Origin of the sequence: Methylomonas sp. ZR1 (genome assembly GCF_013141865.1) — a bacterium.
In the GTDB taxonomy this organism is placed as follows: domain Bacteria; phylum Pseudomonadota; class Gammaproteobacteria; order Methylococcales; family Methylomonadaceae; genus Methylomonas.
This window is the reverse complement of the sequence record NZ_RCST01000001.1, coordinates 288531-312585: the sequence shown is the minus strand read 5'-3', so window position 1 is coordinate 312585 and position 24055 is coordinate 288531. Positions and strand designations below refer to the sequence as shown.

19 protein-coding genes and 1 pseudogene are annotated in these 24055 nt (G+C 46.3%); 1 reads left to right on the top strand and 19 read right to left on the bottom strand.

Annotated elements, in window-relative coordinates:
• Positions 1–90 precede the first annotated feature (90 nt).
• On the top strand, positions 91–471 hold the full coding sequence (locus DDY07_RS01355; RefSeq protein WP_171694520.1) for an exosortase system-associated protein, TIGR04073 family: 381 nt from the start codon (positions 91–93) through the stop codon (positions 469–471).
• A gap of 44 nt (positions 472–515) precedes the next feature.
• Here the strand turns inward: DDY07_RS01355 and DDY07_RS01350 are convergent, their stop codons facing one another.
• The 19 genes and pseudogenes from DDY07_RS01350 to DDY07_RS01265 all read right to left on the bottom strand — a co-directional run bounded on the left by DDY07_RS01350 (position 516) and on the right by DDY07_RS01265 (position 24050).
• Positions 516–3962: an AAA family ATPase gene (locus DDY07_RS01350; protein WP_171694519.1), complete on the bottom strand. Its 3447-nt coding sequence runs from the start codon at positions 3960–3962 to the stop codon at positions 516–518.
• 166 nt (positions 3963–4128) lie between these two features.
• The gene (locus tag DDY07_RS01345; protein WP_133120721.1) at positions 4129–6138 is read right to left on the bottom strand and encodes a hypothetical protein; all 2010 of its coding nucleotides are present in this window, start codon (positions 6136–6138) and stop codon (positions 4129–4131) included.
• A gap of 77 nt (positions 6139–6215) precedes the next feature.
• On the bottom strand, positions 6216–6560 hold the full coding sequence (locus DDY07_RS01340; RefSeq protein WP_276308166.1) for a pilin: 345 nt from the start codon (positions 6558–6560) through the stop codon (positions 6216–6218).
• A 3-nt stretch (positions 6561–6563) separates the two neighbouring features.
• Positions 6564–6677, bottom strand: a pseudogene (locus DDY07_RS23985) (prepilin-type N-terminal cleavage/methylation domain-containing protein); the annotation flags it as partial.
• Positions 6678–6953: 276 nt separating this feature from the next.
• Entirely contained in the window at positions 6954–8597 is a 1644-nt protein-coding gene (locus DDY07_RS01335) for an asparagine synthetase B (RefSeq protein ID WP_253734375.1), read from the bottom strand.
• A 155-nt stretch (positions 8598–8752) separates the two neighbouring features.
• Positions 8753–10102: a phenylacetate--CoA ligase family protein gene (locus DDY07_RS01330; RefSeq protein ID WP_171694518.1), complete on the bottom strand. Its 1350-nt coding sequence runs from the start codon at positions 10100–10102 to the stop codon at positions 8753–8755.
• Positions 10099–11214, bottom strand: a complete 1116-nt coding sequence (locus tag DDY07_RS01325; RefSeq protein WP_253734374.1) for a glycosyltransferase — start codon at positions 11212–11214, stop codon at positions 10099–10101. The genes DDY07_RS01330 and DDY07_RS01325 overlap by 4 nt, the downstream gene beginning before the upstream one ends.
• A 79-nt stretch (positions 11215–11293) precedes the next feature.
• Positions 11294–12511 (bottom strand): TIGR04063 family PEP-CTERM/XrtA system glycosyltransferase, encoded by a 1218-nt coding sequence (locus DDY07_RS01320; protein WP_171694516.1) that lies wholly within the window; start codon positions 12509–12511, stop codon positions 11294–11296.
• Between the two features lie 64 nt (positions 12512–12575).
• Positions 12576–13655, bottom strand: a complete 1080-nt coding sequence (locus DDY07_RS01315) for a nucleotidyltransferase family protein (protein ID WP_253734373.1) — start codon at positions 13653–13655, stop codon at positions 12576–12578.
• An 8-nt stretch (positions 13656–13663) separates the two neighbouring features.
• Positions 13664–14569 carry an HprK-related kinase A gene (locus DDY07_RS01310; RefSeq protein WP_253734372.1) on the bottom strand — a complete coding sequence of 302 codons (906 nt, stop codon included), beginning with the start codon at positions 14567–14569 and terminating at the stop codon, positions 13664–13666.
• Between the two features lie 5 nt (positions 14570–14574).
• Positions 14575–14844 (bottom strand): hypothetical protein, encoded by a 270-nt coding sequence (locus DDY07_RS01305; protein WP_171694515.1) that lies wholly within the window; start codon positions 14842–14844, stop codon positions 14575–14577.
• A 3-nt stretch (positions 14845–14847) separates the two neighbouring features.
• Positions 14848–15636, bottom strand: coding sequence for a hypothetical protein (locus DDY07_RS01300; protein ID WP_171694514.1), 789 nt, complete (start codon positions 15634–15636; stop codon positions 14848–14850).
• A 106-nt stretch (positions 15637–15742) separates the two neighbouring features.
• Positions 15743–17626 (bottom strand): XrtA/PEP-CTERM system amidotransferase, encoded by a 1884-nt coding sequence (locus DDY07_RS01295; protein ID WP_171694513.1) that lies wholly within the window; start codon positions 17624–17626, stop codon positions 15743–15745.
• Positions 17627–17646: 20 nt separating this feature from the next.
• Complete coding sequence (locus DDY07_RS01290; protein ID WP_171694512.1) at positions 17647–18783, bottom strand: TIGR03088 family PEP-CTERM/XrtA system glycosyltransferase; 1137 nt, start codon at positions 18781–18783, stop codon at positions 17647–17649.
• On the bottom strand, positions 18784–19989 hold the full coding sequence (locus DDY07_RS01285) for a TIGR03087 family PEP-CTERM/XrtA system glycosyltransferase (protein WP_171694511.1): 1206 nt from the start codon (positions 19987–19989) through the stop codon (positions 18784–18786).
• Positions 19989–21008, bottom strand: coding sequence for a FemAB family XrtA/PEP-CTERM system-associated protein (locus DDY07_RS01280; protein WP_171694510.1), 1020 nt, complete (start codon positions 21006–21008; stop codon positions 19989–19991). Before DDY07_RS01280 ends, DDY07_RS01285 begins: the two co-directional genes overlap by 1 nt.
• Before the next feature lie 6 nt (positions 21009–21014).
• The gene (locus tag DDY07_RS01275) at positions 21015–21878 is read right to left on the bottom strand and encodes an XrtA system polysaccharide deacetylase (protein WP_171694509.1); all 864 of its coding nucleotides are present in this window, start codon (positions 21876–21878) and stop codon (positions 21015–21017) included.
• A gap of 6 nt (positions 21879–21884) precedes the next feature.
• Entirely contained in the window at positions 21885–23012 is a 1128-nt protein-coding gene (gene wecB / locus DDY07_RS01270) for a non-hydrolyzing UDP-N-acetylglucosamine 2-epimerase (protein ID WP_171694508.1), read from the bottom strand.
• A 3-nt stretch (positions 23013–23015) separates the two neighbouring features.
• Positions 23016–24050 (bottom strand): XrtA/PEP-CTERM system-associated ATPase, encoded by a 1035-nt coding sequence (locus DDY07_RS01265; protein ID WP_171694507.1) that lies wholly within the window; start codon positions 24048–24050, stop codon positions 23016–23018.
• Positions 24051–24055: the final 5 nt, after the last annotated feature.

Sequence of the window (24055 nt, the reverse complement as noted above, 5' to 3'; positions counted from 1 at the left end):
CTGCTATACTTTCGAGCGATTGTCGGTCGAAGCGGTAAAGCCGACTCGACCAACAGATACTCACATCCGCTCTAATATACAGGATCAGTTATGAATCGAAACACTCGCACCCTGGCCACTGTTTTATCCGCAGCCATTCTATTGACGAGCTTGCCAACCCAGGCGGAAGAAGCCGAAACCTATGGCCAAACCTTCGGGCGAAAACTGACCACCGGCCTTGCCAACATCGCCACATCTTCCCTGGAAATACCGAAAAACATTATTTTAATCAACAATCAAAGCAATGTTATTTACGGCTTTATCGGCGGTACGTTTAAAGGGTTATTGAACATGGGTGGAAGAATCGGCGTCGGCGTGCTGGATTTAGTTTCCTCGCCAATCCCTACGCAGCCTATCGTTCATCCTTTATATGTGTGGGACAATTTCAACGCGGAAACCACCTACGGCAAAGCCTTCCGCCCCAGCAATTAATTACTTAATTTTGTGGTGGAGCGTTCACCTACTCCACCGTCAGATCAAGCAACCATCTTCAATTCGCTCATACCGTTGGCTTTTTTTACCAATTCAATCTGCGTTTTGATGCGCTTTTTTACCCCTTCGACGTGGGAAATTACACCGACCGTTTTCCCTTGAGTCTTCAAGCCTTCTAAGGCACTCATTGCCAGATACAGGGCTTCCGCGTCTAAATTACCAAAGCCCTCATCCAGAAACAGTGAATCGATCGCCTTACCGTTGTTGGCAATCTCAGCTAGCGCCAAGGCCAAAGCCAAACTGACCACAAAGCTCTCCCCGCCAGACAAGGTTTTCGGCAATCGCCGTAGATTTTTTTGTTTGGTATCTTCAACCTCTAGCGCCAAACCATTATCACTGGCCAAACTGCGAATATAGTAACGTCCGCTTAGTTTTTCCAAAATCCGGTTGGCTTCCGACAACAAATTATCCACCAACAACTGTTGAATACGCCGCCGGAAACCACCCTGCTCGTCATTAATCAACTTCATTTCCGCTTCGGCTTGTGCATGTATCACCCTTTGCTCAGCCAAAAGCGCCTGAAGGCTCTGATATTTTTCTTGATAAGCTGACTGTTTATCCAGCTTAGTTTCCAACGTAGCCACTTCTTGTTCGGCAATATCGATTTTCTGGGATAGCTGGCGTTGGATTGCCAAAAGATCGGCTTCGTTTAAATTGGCCGGCATAACCGCCAATTCATTTTGTAAATCGGCTGACAGTTTAGCCAGTTCTTCGCAGATTGCTGCCAATTGCGTATTTTGCTGTTCCAGCTTTTGCTCAATTTCCGCCCGCCTATCGATCAGCTCTAAAGCCGACCGTAAACTATCGACATCAGTAAAAACACCACCCGCAATTTTATTAGCCAATACTCGCCGCATTGCATCTAGTTCAAGTTGCTGGGTGGCTATTTGCCGCTCCAATTCGACGATGAGTTTTTGCTTCTCCAGGATAACTAGATGCAAACCCAGCGATTCTTCCGTTTGCAAGCTAGTCAAAGCGTCTGCCATCTGCTCCTGATAACTGGCTATTTTTGCCTGACTAGCGTGCAGTCTATCTTGCAAGCTAGCAACTTCCTCCAGCAAGCCCTTCTGACGTAACTCGCGGATTTGGTAATCCTGGCGCCGAGTATTGAGCTTATCGAAGACTATATTTTCTTTGCCTTTTCCTGGTAACTTCTCACCCAATAAAGCCAACTGCTTTTCCAGTTTATCAACAAGCGCCTTTTGCTCCGCCGTACGACTAGCGAAAAGCTGTTCGGATTCGATGTATTCCTGAGGCCGATTACGCCAAGTGGCATCAAGTTGCTCCACCGACGCCGTTAATTTTTCTACCAAAGCCTGCTTGGCTTCTAGCTCGGCCGTCCACTTAGCCACATTACGCTGTAACTGCGCGTGATCATTGACCAGGTTTTTGATTTTCTCCAACTCCTGGGCTTCTGCGTCCCACAAGCGTTTTTGCAAAGACAAATTATTGATGTCCAACTCCGCACTGACGGCATTTAAACGGTTGCTCAAAACCAACCATTGCGAGCGCATTTGCTGCAATCTTTGCTGCCGCGCTGACAATTGACTACCTTGCTTTTTTGCCACTGCCAACTGCCCGGAGACACTATCCATAGCAGCTTTTAAGGCCTGCATCTTGCCGCGCTGATCGACTAAGGCTTTTTTAGAGTTGGTTTGGATTGGCGGTTTAGAAACATAGGGATGATCTAAGGAGCCACATAAAAAACACGGTTTACCATCAACTAACTTGCCGCGATCACCGCTAAATTTTTTCAGCAATGCCTCATTAAGCACAGCTTGCTCCAAGGCTTTGCCGATATTTTCTTCACGGTCCATCTCGTCTCGCAGTGCATCCAGCCTGGCTTGCAAGCGGGTCTCATCGGGCAGTTCCGGCGCTTTATTACGAGAGAACCAACTAAAAAAACTTTTTTTGGTAAATTTGGCATTAACCGCAGCCAGCGAGTGCAGTTCCTGAAAATCATTGACCCGTGTTTGCTGCTCTACCAGTAACTCCTTCAACTCCTCGAAACTTTTACCTTGCGCCAACTCCAGTAGGGTTTTACGTGCAGCTTCAATACGCTCATTCAAATCGGCAACCGCCGTTTTAGTATCGCGCAAAGCAGTCTGGTTTTTTTTCAGCGCCGCAGTCGTGTTTTTAGTCCAATTGGCTTGTGTCTTCTGCTTACCGGCCAACTCCGCCAATTCTGTCCGGAGATTACGTAACTGCACGACATCGGGAAAGTCAGACTGCAAACTAGCGTCCACCTGATGATCTTGCAACCAGCCGTCTATTTCCGCAAGACTGGCCTTTCTTTCGTCCAATTGTTGTTGCAGCGTCTGCACCAGTTCGGCTTCACGCGGCAACTCCAGCTTGAGATCACCCACTTTCAATTTCAGCGCGTCAATAGCCTGTTTTTGCTCCTCTACGCTTTTACCATTCAGGCTTGGGACGATTGCGTTACTGACGTCTTCGCCAAGTTGGCGCTGTAGCGCATTCAGCTCCTGACGATAAGCATCCAAGGTAGCCTGACTCTGGACAATCTGTCCCTGCTTACCGTCCAATAAAATTACTTCTTCGCGAAACTGTGTCGCTTGCTGACAATCGGCAATTTTCTGTAAATCGTCTTGTAAAAGCTTAATTTGCGCTTCAACTTTCTCTGACTGTTCGAGAAGTTGTCTTTGGCGTCCTTCTAGCGAATGAATGTTTTCGATTGTCAGTAGTTGCTGTTGCAACTGTTTTTGTTGGTTTTTTAACTCAGCAACTTGATCCTTGAAATCCTGTAAGTCTTGTTCACCGGCTTGCAAGGCTTCCGGACTGAGTAAAGGAATCAGATCAATATCCTGTTGTAGTTGCGTTAAACGACTGAGCGATGAATGAAAGTTATCTTCAGTCCGCTTCCGATACTCAACATAGATCTGGGTACCGCTGATTTTTTCCAGAATGTCCATGCGCTCGCTATCTAGCGCATTTAGAAAAGCCGCAAAGTCGCCCTGCGGCAAAACCATGGATTTGCTGAATTTATGAAAGTCCATGCCCGTCAACTCGGCAATTTTGGTCCGAACTGTATTTGGTGTCCTGGCGAGTAACTCCGAATCATCGTTTAACTTAGTCAAGCTCATTTCCGGCTGTAAAACCTGATCTTGATTTGCGTCAGCAGGCCGTTTTACCTGCCATGAGGAACGAAACCTCTCGCCGTCCAAAGCAAATTCAACCTGTGCATAACTATCGTTTGCCTGCTTGGTAATTACATGTTCGGCAGGCTTGTCGAAACGAAAAGTTTCTCCGTATAGGCCTAGCGTAATCACATCAAGGATACTGGTCTTACCGGAGCCGTTGGGACCAGTGATAGCAAACACACCGCTGTCGGCGATAGGTCCTTGCTCGAAATCGACTCGGCCTTCGCCTTCCAGAGAGTTGATGTTTTTGAAGACTATATTGAGTATCCGCATAATCCCAGGCTTTAAGGGCTGTTGGTGGCAATTTGCTCAAACTCGAATAGCATTAAGCTAATCCAAGCAAATCAGATTGAAAATCTATGCGGGTATTTTAGTGAATTTGACTCAGGCGCGCTGATTAATCTGAATTTTTCGGCAAAGCGACCAGTTAGTAGAAGGACTAACGGCTTAGTACTGCAATATTTTGGCGGAGCGTACTGAACTCTTGCTTATCAAAGCCATTTGCAACGCCTCGACCCTCAGCCATTTTGATCACCTGTTCCGCTGTGTCATATTCCTTTAGGTGAATGAGTAAATCGGCTTTCTCAATGTAGAAATACATTCTGTCAGGCGATTGCGCAATGGCTTTATCAACATTTGCAAAAGCCTCTTCAATATGGCCTTGAAAAAAACATATTTTGGCTTTGATGATATACAGCACCAATCTGTCGGAAAAATCGGGCTGCGCCAAGGCAGCGTCCGTCCATTCCATCACATCCTCTGAAATATTCTTACACTGATATTCAGCATTGAGAAGGCAGCTTGTCATCAACCGCAACGTTACCAATGTTCGCACCGAGTAAGCCTTGTTGGCGATACGAGCCAGAACCTCCTGATGCACCAACGATTTCAACGCCTGCATATAGTGGCTATCCAGTATGAGCGGATCGTCATAACGTTTTGGCATGGCAATTCCTGGCTGATCATTTTTAGCATCTTGAAAGTAAAGAAGCTTGTTCAACTCCATATAGACTTGAACCAAAGTAGCAACCTCTAATTCATTACCTTGTGCCGCCAATAAATAATAACGGTAACTTTCGGGATTCGGCCCAAGTTTTACTTCAAGACTATGGGCATAGAGACTATTTGCCCTGATCGACGTCGGATGATTGCGCACTTCAAAATAACTTAAAGCGTCCAAACTTGACCAAATTGAAGCACGAGAAAAAGTAGCTAGCCCCAAACTAAACACGACTACAGCGAATAGAATATTTAATAACTGTTCACTGATTAATTTAGAAAAAATATTATAGGTCAACGCAACTGTTGCGATGACCAACCCAATACTGGGTACATAATTACGATGCTCGTAAATTAATTCCAGCGCAAAAATACTGGACTCCATACTTTGGCCAACCAAAAACCAAAGAATACCAAAATTAAAAAATGGCGTTTTTTTGCGTACGCAATTGAATACACTGAGTACCAGTAAGCAAAGAATACCTATGACAGAATAAAAGGTACTGATCGGCTGAAACAAACTCTTGCTCAAGGAGAAATCATCATGGTCGAAGCTGAGCTGGGTATTGTCCGGATAAAACAGTAAGCTCAAATAATAAAACAACACTCTGGTCTGAGTCATTACTCGTTCAGCAAGAGTAAAGTTGCGTGTCGCATATCCGCCCAATACGTATTCCGGGTGACTAAATAAATAAATGATTGCCACGAAAACTGGTAGGACCACAGTTATTGCATAGAACACTTGCACACGTACACGGGAAGTATCATTGGGAATCGATGGCAGCAGAATCTCAGATACAACTATCAACAGAGGTAATAGTAGAGCGTTTTCCTTAGCCAAAATACCCAACCCGGAGCCGAACAGAGAACCAACCAGCATCAACAAAATACTGAAAGGCTTTTCTAGTTGAAGCCTACCCTTTAAAAAAATCAAAAAACCTGTCAGCATAAAAAAACAGGACAAACTGTTCATTCGTTGCACGACGTAAAGCACAGAGGTTAACTGCAACGGGTGCAATCCCCATATCAATGCTGACATTAAAGCCAATTTTTGTGCAGGATAGTTTTGAGCAGTTGCGCTAAACAGCAATCGACTGAGAAAAAAAACTAGAACACTATTGACAACGTGAATAGCAATATTCGTCAACTTAAACGCGATAGGATCGAAGTACTGACCTGCGAAATAGTAATTCAACGCAAAACTTACATTGGCTAAAGGTCGTTTAAAAACCCCGCTGGCATTTGAGCTCCATGTTGACATTAGCTCACTGAAATTAAGATGAGTCAGTAACACACCCTTATTTTGCAGAATATTCGGATAATCATCGGCTATAAACGGACCCATCCGACCAGGAAAATAGACAATTAAAATCAGAAAGCCAATTAAACCCAATTTGACCCAATCACTTTGCCAACTTCTTCTGAGCGTACACCCCAACCAGATCGTCATAATTTATACTGAAAAGACATACCAAAAAAACAAAAGGGGCTGTAAGCCCCTTTTGCATACCGTTAAAAATCTAATTACTAGCTTTTTGGACGATATTTTGCTGGCAAGGTACTGTTTGTATTGTCAACAGTCCATTGCATGCCAACACCAGTTGCACATTGACCTGAATAAACTAGTTTATTGGCACCGCTCACCACGTCTGTACCCAAAGCACCGCCCGTTGTGTACAAAATTGTTACTCTAGCACTACCCGTGGACGCAGAGGTAATCTGAACAGACGTAACATACTTACCAACGATTGAAGTTGGCTGAGCCAAACCGAAAGTCGCGTTGCCTGTTGTACTCACACCCAGTGTTACTTCACTACAACCCACGCCACCGGCAGTCAGCGCTGGTGAAGCCAAACTTGGACCTTCAGACACTTTGGATTTAACTGTGTAATCCTGGTAAGCCGGGATCGCAATGGCCGCCAAGATACCGATGATCGCAACTACGATCATTAATTCGATCAAGGTAAAACCTTGTTGCACTTTTTGCATTTGCTTATTCATAACCACCTTCTTTTTTATGATGAACGGAACTTAAAACTCTCAGACTTATTAACAATTAGCATGCCAATTATCTTCCGAACAGAATAAAACGATAAAATTAAGCCTATTCCACATACATTTCAAAGCCTTACACAACGCCCTAACAAATAAAAAAATGCAATATTCCTGTAGCCACAACCTTATCAAAAAAGTAGTTTTTGTTAATAACTGACGTTTTTTGTCACCCCCCCCTGTAAATCGCTAAATAATTTGGGGATTGGTTGACTACAAACTCTTACCGGCAAACCAAAACTCCAGCATCATCAACATCCACACTAAATCACCGTAATAGGCGGCATGCACACTTTGATGCATCTCGATAGCATGATCCAAAAAATCCGGTTTAAAAAACTCGCGCCGCTTCAAATCATTTATTGCGCCATAAGCCAGTTGCTTAAGCGGCTGATGGTCCTTCAGCCAAACGCCGAAAGGCAATCCAAAGCCGTGCTTAGGCTTATTGATAATCCGCTCCGGAAGAAAATCCACCATGGCCTGTTTGTAAAACCAACGCAGCTTTTGCCCTCGCAACTTGTCATTGGATGGAATTCGGCAAGACAAGTCGAGAATGCGTCTATCCAACAAGGGGTAGCAGACTTCAACGCCTGCCATTTCGCACATTCTATTTACCTTGACCAAATCGTTGTCGTGCAACGTGTTTTTCCAATCCAGATACAACATACGGTTCAAGGTACTAGCAGACTCCGGCCGCCAATAGTCTTCCCTAAACTGGCGTAAGGGCGCAGAAGTATCAATTTCCACTAAAAAATCAGCTTGAAAAATGTCTGCCGCAGCATGCCTATGCAAAAAATTGTAATCCTGGAGGCGGTCTGGCATCGCTGCGTTCGCTTGATCGATATAGCGTTTTGCCTTAAACGGTAGTTTCTGTTTGGCTATTACATCCGGCAAGTTATTTAATGTTGCTTCGAGGCCAGCGCTTAGGAATTTTGGCAGGCGATGATAACTCTCGAATAACATTTGCTTGGCATAGCGCTCGTTACCCGCAAAAATCTCGTCCCCCCCATCACCCGCTAGCAAACGGTCAACACCATGATCCTTTGCCAACTTGGCGCAATAATACGCTGCCAAGGCAGACGCATTCCCAAACGGCTCATCATAGTAAGCCGCTATTGCCGGCACGGCATTAACGGTATCCTCGGGCGTGACGTAGTACTGGTGTTGCCGCGTGTTGAAACGTTGCACTGCAATATTGGCGTACTCGATTTCATCATAGCCGTCAGCGTCAAAACCCATCGAAAAGGTTTTCGCCTTGCCTGGAAATACCTTTGCCAAGGCCCCCGCCACACTGGAACTATCCAGCCCACCACTCAGAAACGCGCCGGTATTGTCTTCAGTATCGGCCATACTTCTGACCGCTTCGATTAACTGCTGCTGCAATTCCAGGCCGGCTTGATGCAAATTGCAGGATTGCTCACGAAATACCGGTAGCCAATAGCGTTTTAAGCTGATTCGTCCGTTGTGATAAACCAAGCACTGCCCACCTTCCAGCTTTTTAACTTGCCGATAAATCGTTGTAGGGCTGGGACAATGGTTGAGATAGATGTAATCAAATACCGCTTGCGGCGCAATGTCGTTACTGACCTGAGGATGACGCACTACAAAATCGGCACTTGAACCGAATATTAGGCCATCGGCGATTTCTGCGTAATAGATGTTACTGAGACCAATCGGATCGGTAGCCAACATCAGCAGCTGCTGATTGGTATCGATAAGCAGCAAGGTATCAGCTTCCGGCAAACCGACTAAAAAATCGACACCGCGACTTAAATAGGCATCCCACAAACTCTGCGAGCGACCTGATCGCGAACCGGACTGCGGGACGAGCAACAACACCCCATTACTGTCCGTCATATCGGTCGCAGCGGTTGAAAAAGCGAAGTTCTGACCATGCCGAACATTAAATATTGAATCCGCCGCCGTCATTTGCCCCAGCAAAGCGATAGATTCATCTTTCTGGAGACCGCTCCCCATCCATCCTGCAAATTTTGTCATAGTGATCGATATAGTTATGCCTTGACGTGACTGATCACATAACGGAACTTTCCTGAACGTTCCTTGGGAATGTAATCGGTATATTCGATATTGATGGTAACTGCTGGTCCTAAACGTTTTTTAAATTCGTCGACGATTTTTTGTTCGTAAGCCGCTTGATATTTTAGGGTTTTAACAATTTGCACAGTGGTTTTATCCAAACTATCTTGGGTGATTTTAAAGGAATCAACGCCTTCTAAATCTCGCAAGACATAAATCAATGCCAAGCCATGCAATACCGTTCCATCCTGAGCAACTACAAAATCGGTGGTTCGACCTTGAATCTCCTCCAGCACGGGTAATCCGCGCCCGCAAGCACAGACTTTATCCGACAATATTCCCATATCGCCAGTACGATACCGAATAAACGGAAAATCTCTGGTTGCCATATGCGTAACCACAATTTCACCGAGCTCTCCGTTAGGTAAAGGCTGGCCTTGTTTGTCTACAATCTCGACGACAATGTCCTCAGCGGTAATATGCATACTGCCTTCGGGACACTGATGCGCGATAAAACCGGCATCACGCCCGCCGTAACCATTCGCGACTGGACAAGCAAACACGCTTTCTATTTTTGTCCGCTGGTGATCATAAAGCCGTTCCGATGTCACGAAAGCCACTTTAATCCCCAAATTATGCAATGCCACACCTCTCTTCTCAGCATGACTGGCAATGTGAGCCAACGCGGAAGGATAACCAAATAACATTTTCGGGCGAATCTGCTGGATTTGTCGAACAAAGCCGTCCAACTTTTCCGACGACATTTCGAACGCCGGAATCAAATGTGTACGCAACAATTTATCGCGCAACAGCCGAATTTTATCCTGCGCCCCTAGTTCGATTGGAGACCCCCAGATTACTGCTTCCGGATCGCCTATATCCACACCCCACCAACGGGTAGCCCGCCACTTTGCCGCGACATCATGGCTAACTCGGCGGCTACCGATGTAAAAAATCAATGGTTCTCCACTGGAACCGCCAGTGTTGAAACGTGCGAGTCTTTTAGCATCGTCCGCTTTCATTTCATCAAGATGCTGCCTGATTTCCGGCTTACTTAACAACGGTAGCTCGGCTAATTTTTTCACACTATCAAGGTTCGCCGGCTCAAATCCCAAAGTAGCAAATAACTGCCTGTAGTAAGGTACATGATCTTGTACATCTTGCAGAAACGCGCGTAAATTTTGCAACTGCAATTGTCTGATTTCGTCAGGTTTTAGCCATTGACTGCGCTCCATTTCGCGCCTAACTTTGACGGTAGTATGCTTTTTTAAGGCTTCGTGAAGCGGAAAGATTACCGTTGAACAAAAAGACGTATAAAAGCTCATGACCTCACCAGTTTTTTAAATTCCGCCAACAAAATATCCACCCGCTTATCCCAAGAGTTATCAGCCGCATAATTTACAAGAGCTTGCCGGTCCCACTGCCGTTGCAAAGCATGATCAAGCGCCATTAAAAATGCGTCAGCATCCCCAAACGGCACGATAGTACCCAATGTTTCATCAGCAACCACCTCGCGATTGCCGCCAACATCGGTGCTAATCACCGGCAAGCCGCAAGCCATAGCCTCCAAAAATACGTTGGCCCAGCCCTCGTTGGCAGTAGCCAGCACAAACAAATCGGCTGCCGATAATGGGCCGTGCAATTGTTCAGCGGGCAAAGCCCCAAGAAAACGCACATGTTGGCCAATATTCAGCGTTTCAACTTGTTGCTCCAAGCGACTGCGAATATCGCCTTCCGGACTAGCGCCTCCGACGATCAAGTATAGCAATCGCGGGTATTTTTCTATTAATGCCGGCAAAACTTCGATCACCCGGTGAAAGCCTTTTCTATCGACCAATCCGCCGACCGAAATCAGTACTTGGGCGCCTTCAGGAATTTGCCAATGCTGCCTTGCCTGTTTTTTATCAATAGGAAAAAATTTCGCGGTATCGATGCCGTTGCCCACCACCTGGATTTTCTGAGGGTCGGCGCCTAAATCCACTACGTGCCGCCTTAAAGAATCCGATACCGAAAATACTCGGGCGGCATCATTAAGAGCTTTTAATAATCGATGGCGGCGACTGGGAATTTTAGACAACGGCACTTCTGTGCCACGTAAAGTGATGGTAACCGGCACCTTAAACCATTTCCCGAGTAACGTGGCCGCATAGCCGTCAGGGTATGAGAAGTGTGCATCGATCAAATTAAATGGGAAGCTCTTTTTTAATTCTCGACAAGTCACCAAACTACACAACGCCATAAAAAAGCCGTCCCAAGATCGTCCGATTCCGGGTATCGATAAAAAACGCGGGAAATAGACAGAAATACCGTCTTGATTTTCGTATTTATCCGGTTGCGGCCGGTAATTCGGTTTAAACCATTGAATTAGGCTTTGCAGTGGGAACCAAGGCACCGGGGAAATGACAACTAAAGAACAATGACCAGCCACTTTGGACATACGCTCGCGAATAAAAACGCCAGCGTTAGGTCTGACACGACTGGGATACAAAGAACTGAAAACAATCAGCCTTGGCGAGTTATCGGCCATCGTTACCCGCCATTATCCTGCCGTAAACAGCCTGATAATGACTGACACTGCGCTGCCAATTACGCTCTTCTTCGACATAGCGCCTACCGGCTCGCCGCACTTGCTCCCATTGATCTTGCTGATTGAGGACCGCCAACACCGTTTGCGCCAACGCTGTCTTATCCCCCGCTTTGAAGAGATAGCCAGTTTCCCTGTCTCGAATTAACTCATGATGCCCACCGACATCCGAAGCCACCAACAAGCGGCCTTGCGCCATGGCTTCCAGCGGTTTTAAAGGTGTCACCAAATCGGTTAAGCGCATCGCCAAGCGCGGATAAACAAAGATATCGACCAGATTGTAATAGCGCTGCACTTGATCGTGAGCGACACGTCCGGGCAGAATAACGCAATCCTGTAAGCTCAGCGCCTCAATTTTCTGCAGGATTTGTTGCTGTTGCGGCCCACCGCCCACTAACAACAAACGCACATCAGGCTGCTGCTGGATAATCGCCGGCAATGCATCCAGCAATAGCAATAACCCCTCATAAGCATAAAAAGACCCGATAAAACCGAGCACAATTTTGCCGCTCAATCCCAGCTCTGCTTGCAAGTTTGGCTCGGCGGCCTCGCCGTAGGTAAATTTATCGATATCGACGGCGTTGGGAATCACGGTAATTTTTTCCGCCGCGACTCCGCGGCCTATGATATCCCGGCGCAGACCTTCGCAAATAGTCGTCACCGCATCGGCACGCTTAAAAACATGTGTTTCCAATGCCTTAGTCAATCGGTAACGTAAACTACCTTCATGGGTGGTGCCATGATCGACGGCCGCATCTTCCCAAAATGCCCGGCATTCGTAGAACAACGGCAATCCGTATTTTTTTGCTACCTTTAATGCCGCAAGCCCGTTCAACGCGGGCGAATGGGCGTGCAGAATGTCCGGTTTAATCTGCGGAATAATTTCGTCCAGCCGTTCCGCCAACGATTGTACGATGGCCCATTGATTTAAAACCGGCAATTTCGCCGCTAAACCTTGTGGGATAACAGAACGATAAAAGGTCAGCCCGTCAACGGTTTCAATGGGAGCTTCCGCGACTTGATGTTTGGCGGATGTGACATGAAACGTCTCCCAACCCAATTTGCGTTGTTGCTCGAGAATCGCACGAGTACGGAAGGTGTATCCGCTGTGCAACGGAATGGAGTGATCCAATATGTGTAATATCTTCATGTCAAGAACGGGTTAAGGAATATTCCTATTGGCAACTTGCCGGGTTCGACATGATTGCCATGATTTATGTGGTTTTTGTATTGTCAGCCAGCCGAAACCAAGCCTTTCTGATTAAATGCGGCACTAGTATATGCAAGGGCATTTTTAACCAATGCGAGCGAAGAAACAACAGCCAACGAGCAAAGCCTGTCAGGCTATCCATGCAGCTAGAATGGTGTGGTTTTAGGGCTTGCGAGAAAAGATAGTCCATAACTCGGTTTTTTCCGCCTCCCGCATAGATGGTAGAAGCCTCAATGACACTTTCAGGAACCGGCGTTGCCAATATTTTGGTGGCATAACGGAGGGCGTAAAACAAGGGCTTACCCAATCCCAACATTTCCGCTCGATGATGCAGGTTTTCCCAAAAACTTGGATCGTTGCCACTAAATTCGCGTAGGAGCAAATCGATGTCGCTCAAATCGCGCAAACCATTTTCAAACTCTCCTCCCCAGAATAAATGGCTGGCACTATGGAGAACCATATCCTCGGGGGCCAAAACCCAATAATCGGTATCGGTTATCTTGACAGCGGCTTTTAGCAACAACTCGGCATCAGGGTATAAATTGCAGGTTTGCGGAAGTATATTGTGGTGAATATCCAGCGAAGTCCCACGCTTGATATGCCTAAGCGGCGGCAATTCATGCATCCACTGCTCGTAATAGCGCTGATCGTAATTATCCATCGGTTCAGGAAGCCATCCATGCCATTTCAACGCATCTTTGACCTGTTTCAACTGAGTCTTCGGCACCAGTATATCAATATCGCTGAATACGCGCCCCAAACCAGCATTCAATCCGGATGCCGAATAAGCGGTGCCTTTCAACAAAATTAACCGAATATTCAAAAGCTTAAAAACCTGCAACAGGTTATGCAACTCCCAATTGACGATGCGCTTTTGAGACAACCAATAAGTCTCGGCTGAATCGAGGTGATATGCAAAATGCTGTGGCGGGTTGAATAGTAGAAATTTTTTCTGGAAAAATGCCAGTCTGGCCAATACTCCGGCGCTCCTTGCTTGCCTTAACAACAGCTCCCAATCGGAATTCGAGTCAATACTATCTTTCGCCTTGAGCATCAAGTATTCATTCAACAAATCAGGCATCATGCGACTCTCTAGCGTACATCATCCAATAATTGCACAAATAAATCAGACGCATGGTTAAAATCGCCATCGTAAATGAAATCATACGCCTGACAGCTGTTTACCAGACCCAACATGGTCTCAAAACCCTGCGCACCTAGTACACTGTAATTGAATGAAAGGTCCGCCAGCCGCATGAACGCCTCAGCCTTTGGCACCGCAGATACACTCAAGGATGATTCTGCTTGATATTTCGGAAATACAACCAAGCATGGCAGGGCGGTTTGGTCAGCTTTTGACACCGATTCGGAGGGTGGCTTCATCAGACAAACCGATCCTTTCAATGTATCATGAACAACAGGACTGAATTGGCAAAATGGAAAAGTATCCGCGATCACCGATATTGATTCGTTTTTCAAACTAACTGGACGCGGTACCGGAACAACATGCCCGGTTGCTCGATCCACCAAAGTTAACTCATCAGATAATAGTCGCCAACCGTTGTTGATTAATGCTGCGCACAATGTGCTCTTACCTGACCCCGGCGCACCAGGTAAAATTAACGCTTTACCGTTTCGTTCCACCACGGCGGCGTGAATAATTAGAAACCGGTGTGAGTAGCCGGATATACACCAGTTCAACCCCCATTCAAAGAATGGAAATGCCTGCACATAAGGCAAAGGCTTGAAAGGAATAAATTGATCAAAGGCAAATAGCACCTGTTTGCGAAAGAAACGTCTTACGCCCGCAGGCTGAATTAAGCGGACATAAAAGTCGCAAAATGTATCTGGGGGTAATATGGCATAGGCAGAGTAAAGCTCAATGATACCCTGCTGAACTGACGGTATAGCAGAATGAATTCTAATTGAAAAAGGGCCAATCCTGATAACAAACTGCCCAGACGCTATCAAAGATGAAGTGGAATTAGGTCCGCGCAAAATATTTATATATTTTCAACAAGTTGAATGCTCTGCAACACGCCTAATATGCCCGCTAAAGATTGCTGATCAATTCTCTGCAGACCTGCATCAATAGCCATATTTAGCAAGGTTGATTCACCAATCGGTGCTTGAGAATGCATAATTGTCAATAATATTAAGCTCGCCTCCTCATCTAAACGATGAGTTTCTCCACTACCGTGATGAAAAACTATGGCCTGCTTATCAAGCAATGCTATCTGAACAGGAAAACTTGAGGAAAGAGTCCAAGCCACAAATTAAAGAGGAACCAGACTTCTAAGTAACTCCTTAGCCGCTTCAGAATTAGAAACTAACAAACTCCCGTCATAAAAAGTGTTTGCTGAATTAATTCCCAGAAGGTAAAGTTTTTTGATGTCTTCGGCGCTAACATCAGGTATTAACCCTAAAATAGCGTTGAGATAATCAACACTAGCGGCTCCGCGGATGTCCACACTAGGACTATAAAGCAATGTTTCAAAAAACGTGGTTGTAGCCGACGCAGAACCAAATACGGATGAAAAAGTAGTTGCACCATACGTTTCTGTGGTCTTTCCTGAGCTATCTACATTGGTGCTTGTCTTAGGGAAGTTACTGACTATCAATTGACACATCTTAATTTGGGCAGATGTTGAAGCGCTTACCCAACTATTAGATTTGTAATACTTATAAGTATAGTTTGTGGTGTTTTTCGGCCACGATTTACTCACCAAAAAAGGATTGATTCTCGCGGTGATCCAGTCGTTGATATTTGGATGGGTGCCAGACTGAGTATTTACATCAATGGTATCGACATTACCACTCCAGGCTAACGCTGTATGTCCAGCTCTACAAACCGACATATCCTCGGAATGACTCGACACATTGCCTGATTGCACTCCTGAGATAGTACATTGATACACGCTGCCTAAAGCGGTCTTACTTGTGAGTGTCATTAAAACCGGCGCGATCACACCGGCTTTCGCGAAAGATCTTCTGGATTTATCAAGTGATCTACCAACGTGCTGGGATTCTTCTGCAGTACGTTTCTGTTCATCTATTCTGTTCATCTGGAACCCTCTTAAATTAAACTTTGAATTGGTTCGCACTCTAGCAAAATACCTTGTATCTGTCTATTGCACACAGGTACAGATCCAGAATTTGAAAGTCGATCATTTAACTATTTCGAATAAACGCTTCAAACATCAGCAATGACCAAATTGACGCGCTGTAATCGCGCAGCCCGGACTGATGCTGAGTAACCAAATGATGCAAATAAGCGTCATCGAACCACCCTGTGCTTTTCAGAGTTTCCCCCAGCAATGCCTGCTGCACTCGCCCCTTTAATGGCCCTCTAAACCAGTTACTTAATGGCACCGCAAAACCCATTTTGGGACGATAAAGAATATCATTAGGTAGATAAGGTTCCAATGCCTTCTTGAATAGATATTTACCTTCTCGCCCATGCAGTTTTAAATTAGGTGGCAAGGTTGCCATCCACTCCACTAACTTGTGATCTAGCAACGGCACCCGGACCTCCAAGGCATGGGCCATACTAGCCCGATCAACCTTAGTCAGAATATCTCCAGCCAAATAAGTTTTTAAATCCAAATATTGCACCATCGACAAGGGATGATCAGGGGCTTGCTGACTATACCGACGGAATACTTCAATAGCTTGATAACCCTGCAACTCGCTCTTTAGATTATCACTAAATAATTGGCTGCGCATGCCGTTGGAGAGTACCGAGACACTGTGAAAATAACCAGCCATCGAATCTCTACCAATAGACTCGAATGTTGTTTTTGCCCTTAATACCTTGGGAGCCCAATCCAGCTTTGGATATACCTTGCCCAAGGCAGAGAACAAAGGCATCCGCAACGCATCAGGCAATAATGCCCTCATCCTCTCTTCATAGGTGTGCCAACGATAGCGCCTGTAACCAGCCAGATTCTCGTCGCCGCCGTCGCCAGATAACACCACGGTCACCTGCTTCTTAGCCAATTCGCAAACCCGGTAAGTAGGTAACGCAGAACTGTCGGCATAGGGCTCGTCATACAAACCGGACAATTGATCAATCAAACTAAAGTCTTCGGGATCGACTTGTTCGACTCTATGTGCAGTGTGATAGCGGTCCGCAACCTGAGCGGCGAATTGCGCTTCGTTAAATTTAGGATCGCCAAAGGAAATCGAACAAGTATTGACCGGATCTTTGGATAGTCCTGCCATCAATGCCACGACACCACTGGAATCGACGCCGCCAGACAGAAATGCCCCCAATGGCACGTCAGCGACCATTCTAATTTTCACAGCCTCGCGCAAGCGCTCGATTAACTCTTCACCGGCTTCTACTGCGTTGCCCGCAGGGGCCGTCTGAAATTTAACATCCCAATATTGTTTAGGTCGAAAACCGTTCTGTCCTCGTTTAATCGTTAAACAATATCCAGGCTCAAGCTTGTAAACACCTTTATATATGGTTTTTGGATCGGGAATATAGCCAAAGCCGAAATAGTCCTCTACCGCAGTAGGGTCAACATTTTTTGGCAGTAAAGGGTGTTGTTTTAATGCTTTCAGTTCGGAACCGAAAATGAACTGACCGTTACTTAATTCAGCATAAAACAGCGGTTTTACGCCGAGACGATCTCTAGCCAAAAATAAGGTCTGCCGCGGCCTATCCCAAATTCCAAATGCAAACATGCCGCGCAAGCGTTCCACGCACGACTCACCCCAAGCCTGCCAAGCATAGAGAATGACTTCTGTATCGCAATGCGTCCTGAAACTAAAGCCCAATGCCTCCAATTCTTCTCGCAATTCCGGAAAATTGTAGACCTCGCCGTTATAAGTCAACACCACATTGCCATCCTGACTATGCATGGGTTGTTGACCGCTGGACAAGTCAATAATGGACAGTCTGCGGTGTCCAAAACCCAAACCGGGCTCGGTATGCAAACCGCCTTCGTCGGGCCCCCGGTGAAACTGGGATTCGTTCATCCGCGACAACAAGTTGCGGTCTATTTCACTAGCACCTGTAATATCGAAAATACCGACTATGCCGCACATATGAGTTCTCTCTGAATCATTTACTGCTTGTCATAAACTTGCCGATAGCGATCCACCATGCTATCGATTGAAAATTCCGCCTGAATCCGCCTAAGCGAAGCTGCGCCGAGTTGCTGCCGTTTGCTATCATCCAACGCCAAATCACGCATCGCGAATGACAATCCCGCTACATCCTCTTTTTCTACCAGGCATCCGGTCTTTCCATCCAACACCAACTCGGGGTTACCGCCGACACGAGTCGCTATAACCGGCAAACCACTAGCCATCGCTTCCAATATAGTATTGGAAATGCCTTCCGCCTTAGAAGGTAATACGAAAATATCCAGGCTACGCAGGATTTCTGCAATGTCGTTACGTTCGCCGGGCAACCAGGCTTTATCAGTAAGGCTGGCGGCACTCAATAACTCAAGCGCTTCGGCTCGCAAAGGCCCGTCACCAATCATAAACAATCGGGTTATTTGGGCAAATTCCGGGGATTCTTGACAAGCATCGATAAACGCCCTAACCAGCGTCAATTGATCTTTCACGCCGTGCATGCGCCCGACCGTACCGATCACCAGCTTTTCATGCAAATTCAGTGAGCAACCGTCCGGTATTTGTCTACTTCCGGCACGAGGATAAAACGTTTTGGTATCGACACCGTTACAGATTCGCGTGATTTTATCTGAAGAAATGCCCACTCGATTCAGCAGATAATCCTGTAAATGCTGCGACAAAGGAATGAAGCGATGAATGATTAAACCTAAACCCCGCCTTAGCCATTGATATTTGACATTACTGCCATCCGGATCGAAGACATCCCAGCCATGCTCGCCATGTACGCGATAAGACACACCAGCTAACAACGCGCAAACCTGATATTCGATTGCCGCTAAATTACGGGTATGCACGATAGCGGGCTGCAATTGTTTCAACAAGCGATAAACTGTATAAAACGACTTCCAATCCTGCCCTGGCCGTTTATGCAACTGGTGAACGATCACATCTTGCCGTTTGATACGTTGGCTGAATTCGGTACTATCCGCCAAACAGATAATGGCATGCCGGTAACTGTCTTCCGGTAGATTGTTGATGATATTGACCAGGCCGTTCTCCAGACCGCCAATTCCTAACCGATAAATGATGTGCACGATTAACGGCGGTAACGGCTTGGACATTTATGCAGACTCGCCCGCTATCAATCGGCACAAGCGTTGGCCGTTCTGCTCCCAACTGAAATCGCTTTCCACATAGCGGCGATTGATGTTAGCCGATTCGACCGGCTGACTCAAAAACCGTAAAACTTGGCAGGCAAAGTCTTCGGGAGCGTCGGTTATCGCCACCTGCAGATCCGCCCCACCAGGTATACCTTCCATAGCCGCCGTAGTAGCCACTATCGGCTTCGCCATCGCCATCGCTTCCAACACCTTGTTTTGAATCCCTCTGGCAATTCGCAAGGGTGCGACGACAACGTCAGCATAAGCTACATAGGGCCTGACATCGTCAACCCGACCGGTCACAATGACGCCTGAGTCTTTATCCGCCAGTTGCAACACCTCTTTGGCAGGCTTGGAACCCACTATATAAAAATGTACTTTAGGCAGGCGGCTTTTAATAACTGGCAATACCTGCTCGGCAAACCATTTGACCGCATCGACATTGGCCCAATAATCCATCGCTCCCGTGAAAACTATAGCGTGCTGCTTGGCCGGAAAGGGCGTTTGCCAAGACAAATCCGGATCGAAACTATCCGTATCCACACCGTTGTTCACAAAACCAATTTTGCTTGCCCATTCAGGCGCCAAAGCTTTGAACAAACCGGCTTCTTGTTCGGATACGAATATTGTCGCATCAGCCCATGCTGCGATACGTCGCTCATAGGCCAAAAGCTTTTCGGCTTCACGCCGGTAAACCCAATTGGCTGGCCAGCGCTTGCTGAAGGCATATTGCTGCCATTTGTCGGAATCGACATCGACAAAATCGGCTACACAATACAAGTTGGTATATTTCTCTACGTATTGCGCCATCGGCGATGAAAAAATCATCGCCCGTTCAATACTCTGTTCGTTAATAGTCTTATCCACCCACTCTTGCAACCCACGGTTTCGGTAATACGGCAAACTCAAGGCTTCTCCACTCAACAAGCCTGCCAAACTTTTAATTTTACCGATCTTGGGATTTAATTCGATACAGCAAGTATCCGCACAGAAAGACTTTAAGGCGTCGATATGCCGCCTGTCATCAGGATCATCGATAAAGGTACCGAGGAATATCCGGTATTCGGCGGCTAACGCCTGCAAAAAATGAAATGAACGAATCTTATCGCCCTTGTTGGGCGGATAAGGAATACGATGGACCAAGTAAAGTAATTTAGGCTTTTCCATTAGCCTAAGTCCTTGGCAAGCCAAGGGCCAATTAGCTGACTAAGCGGCAAAGGCAAACGCTTCCAAGCCGCAATAAACAAGCGGTATTTAGGATTTAGCGGATTGATTTCGGGTATTTGTGTGGCTTTAACCAGATCAACCTCGTAATAGAGCGGTTCCGGTTCAAAACCCCAGTGCTTTTTAAAGCGATAAGAGCCCGTGCCAACTTTACTGCGACCATAATCGAAAATCTTGCAGCCCTTTTCCACCGCACGCCGCATCACTTCCCAATACATGAAATCGTTGCCTTTCAAATCACGGGCTGCGTCGGTGCCGCCGCCGTAATACGGCAAAACCTCGTCCTTGAAATAAAAACTCATTACGCTGGCCACTAATTGACCTTCGTGCTCTATCGTGAGCACCTCGCAACTCTCACCAAATACATCCTGCAAAATTTGAAAATATCTTTTCGGAAAAACCGGGGTGCCTAAATTCCGGACACTTTCGGAATAGGCACGATACAAACGTTCGACATTATCGTCTATGACACTGGTAAGACCGGCTTTAATGCCGGCCCGCACCATTGCCCGCTGTTTACGCGGAATCGCATTCAGATTTTTTTCGACATCTGGATCGAGTTCTTTTCTAAACGTGACATAGAGTTCTTTGTGCGGCCAATCCGGGTGATGCTGTTGTCGACTTCTCATCTCCAGACTATCCACGCCCAATTCCCTAGCCAGTTGTTGCGCTTTGCTTTGTAAGCCTGCGAAGGCTTCATCATTGCTTGCGACAATTCCACCATAAACACAAAATGCGTTTGAAACCAAAGAATTACCAAACAACAAGCTATTGACATGAGTCAAGGGCAAAATACCGGTAATTTCGCCATCTTGCTCTGTGTAGTAATAATAGGTGTTATGCCCGAAAGCCTGCTTTATCACTTGCTGCCAGGCCGATAAATGAAAAAAGCTGCCATCGGCCGAAGCCATGACATAGTGATCCCAACGCTCTCTTTGGGAAGGCTCAAGTAATTTGATCATGACTGACTATGATGATGTGTCTGTTTGTTTGCTTAGAAACACGCTCTGCATGGTATCCCAAGCAAAATCAGCAAGTAAGCTGTTAAGACGATTTTCCATTCGCCCCAGATTCAGATAATGTCTAAAGCGGGTTTTAAATGACAGGTCATGCTGCCGCGGTTGCTCTGGATCTATTTCCCAAGGGTGGAAATAAAAAATGCCAGACTGGTTTTCGTATTTATTGAGGTGGCGATAAGCCCATTTCGAAAATTGATACGGATACAATCTAAAAAATCCGCCGCCGCCGCAGGGAATATTACGATTCAGAATTTTTAATGTAGTAATCGGAATTTCCAACAGTTTCGGCGCGTTGCCCGGCCGATAGGCGAAGCGAGGAGCTCCAGGCATACCGTATAAATCATGCTTGACCGGATAAATACTGGAACTGTACTGAAAGCCTTCACCTTCAAGGACTTCTAAGGCCCAAAGATTTTTGGCGCCAATTGAATAACTAGCCGCCCGATAACCCACAATTGGCTGACCACCAATATCTTCAAGAATCTGCCGGCCAATTCTAATGTCTTCCCGGAACTGCTCCGGTGTTTGTTCGGTTACCCGGGTGTGCTGATAACCATGCGACGCGAGTTCATGCCCTTCATCGACAATCCGTTTAACCAACTGCGGGTAACGCTCAGCCACCCAGCCCAAGGTAAAAAACGTTGCTTTTACTTGATGCTGAGCAAACAAATCCAAAATTCTCTGGGTGTTTTGCTCTACCCGGTGAGGTAAAGCATCCCACTGATTACGCTGAATATTCGCCTCAAAAGCCGAGACCTGAAAATAATCCTCGACATCGACCGTCATGGCATTAACCCGCACAGGCAAATTCATATTGCTTTACCCTGCCAACTCATAACGACGCAGAATTTCGTCGACGATGCGATCAGCCGCTTTACCGTCCCAATATTCCGGGACTCGACCACTCTTACCGCCAGTGTGCAAAATATCATCAACACATTGCATGATTTTGGCCGGATCGGTTCCCACAATAGTATTCGTGCCCTCGGTGATCGTAATCGGCCTTTCGGTATTTTCCCGCAAAGTCACACAAGGCACACCCAATGCGGTGGTTTCTTCCTGCAAGCCGCCGGAATCAGTCAAAACCAATTGGGCTGCTTGCATCAAACCAAGCATTTCCAGATATGCCACCGGCGGCAACATAATCACTCGCTGTTGCGGCAATAATTGCAGCAAACCCGCTTCCGCAATTTTTTGCTGTGTGCGTGGGTGAACCGGGAATATCACAGGGAGTTTTTCACTAATATCACCCACTACCCGAACCAAGCGCTCCAGTGTTTCGGGGTCGTCAACATTAGAAGGTCGGTGTAATGTTAATAAGGCGTAAGCTTTTTCCGAAACAACCTGCTTAGAACCGTATCGCTGCAATGTTTCCGCCAAAGAAGAGGCTTGCTGGCAGTTAGCCAAAAGCGTGTCGATCATCACGTTCCCAGTAAAGCATATCCGCAGTTCTGCAATCCCCTCCCTTGTCAAATTATCCGCCGCCGCACGTTCCGTAGTGAATAGCAAGTCAGATAGCTGGTCAGTCAAAATCCGGTTAATCTCTTCCGGCATTTGCCGATCATAACTTCTTAAACCGGCTTCAACATGAATCAGTGGAATGTTCTTTTTCACTGCGACCAACCCACAGGCGATGGTGGAATTGACGTCACCGACAACCAATACCGCAAAAGGCTTAACCTCATCCAAAACCGGCTCAAAGCGCAACATGACATTTGCAGTCTGCACGGCGTGACTGCCAGATCCGACCCCCAAATCTTTGTCCGGCTCCGGAATACCGAGCTGTTGGAAAAAAGTATCTTTCATGGCCTGGTCGTAATGCTGACCGGTATGCACCAAATAAGGAGTGATCAAATGGCTAACAGCTTGCAACTGTCTAATAATGGGCGCCATTTTCATGAAATTAGGTCGCGCGCCAACCACGCAAACCAAGACTTTAGGGAACATTTTTTAATCCAGGGAGGTTGTTGTATCGCTGTATACGGCATCCATATCCAATTGCAGCAGAATAGCTTTTCTAAGCAACGCTTTTTCTTTATTCAGACTGTTTCGAAGATTAGTGACAACGTCTTCTAGCCTGGCAATCCGATGCTCAAGAGATTCTGAGTCAACACCACTGAAACGATGTAAAGGCGGCATGGAATTCTCATACTCCTCGTCAGCGGCTTCGAGTAGCATTTCTTCCTTAACCTCGACAATCACTTTGGTGACCGCCTGCTCATCCAGCAGCTTCAACTCCTCCAAATAACCGAACAATAGCAGACGATCACACAAGGAATTAATGCGCCTAGGAATACCGCCGCTAAACTCATGAATTACCTCGAAAACACTGGGCGTAAACTCGGGAGTTCCCGTCCAGCCGGCAGTTTGCAACCTAAAAAGTATATATTCTTTAGTCTCTTCCAAATCCAACGGATCAAGTTGAAATGTGGATACAATCCGTTGTTTCAGCTGCTCCATATCCGCGGAGTATACAGTACGTTTCAATTCGGTTTGCCCAACCAGAAACACCTGAAAAACGGGATTGCCGTTTACATCCAAATTGGTAAGCATGCGCAACTCTTCCAAGGACTGTTTAGGCAAATTTTGTGCTTCATCTACGATTAACAATAATCGCCTCCCCTCTCTGGCTTTTTCAGCGATAAATTTTTCGAATCCCGATAATAAACTAGCTTTATCCGTTAGGGAAAATGAAAAACCAAATGTCGATGCAGCCATCCGCAAGGTGTCTTCGGGACCCACTTGAGAAGTCATCATCACACCAATTAACAATTTCTCCTTATTCAAATTTTTTATCAAACTCTTTACCAGCATAGTTTTACCTGTGCCAGGTGAGCCGATAACGAGCACAAAGCCTTCACCTTGCGTCAAGCCGTAATGCATATAAGCTAAAGCACGCTTATGCACAGAGCTCTGGAAAAAGAAATCTGGGTCGGCGCTTAACTGAAAAGGCTTTTGGGTGAGATTATAAAATCCGTCGTACATGTAGT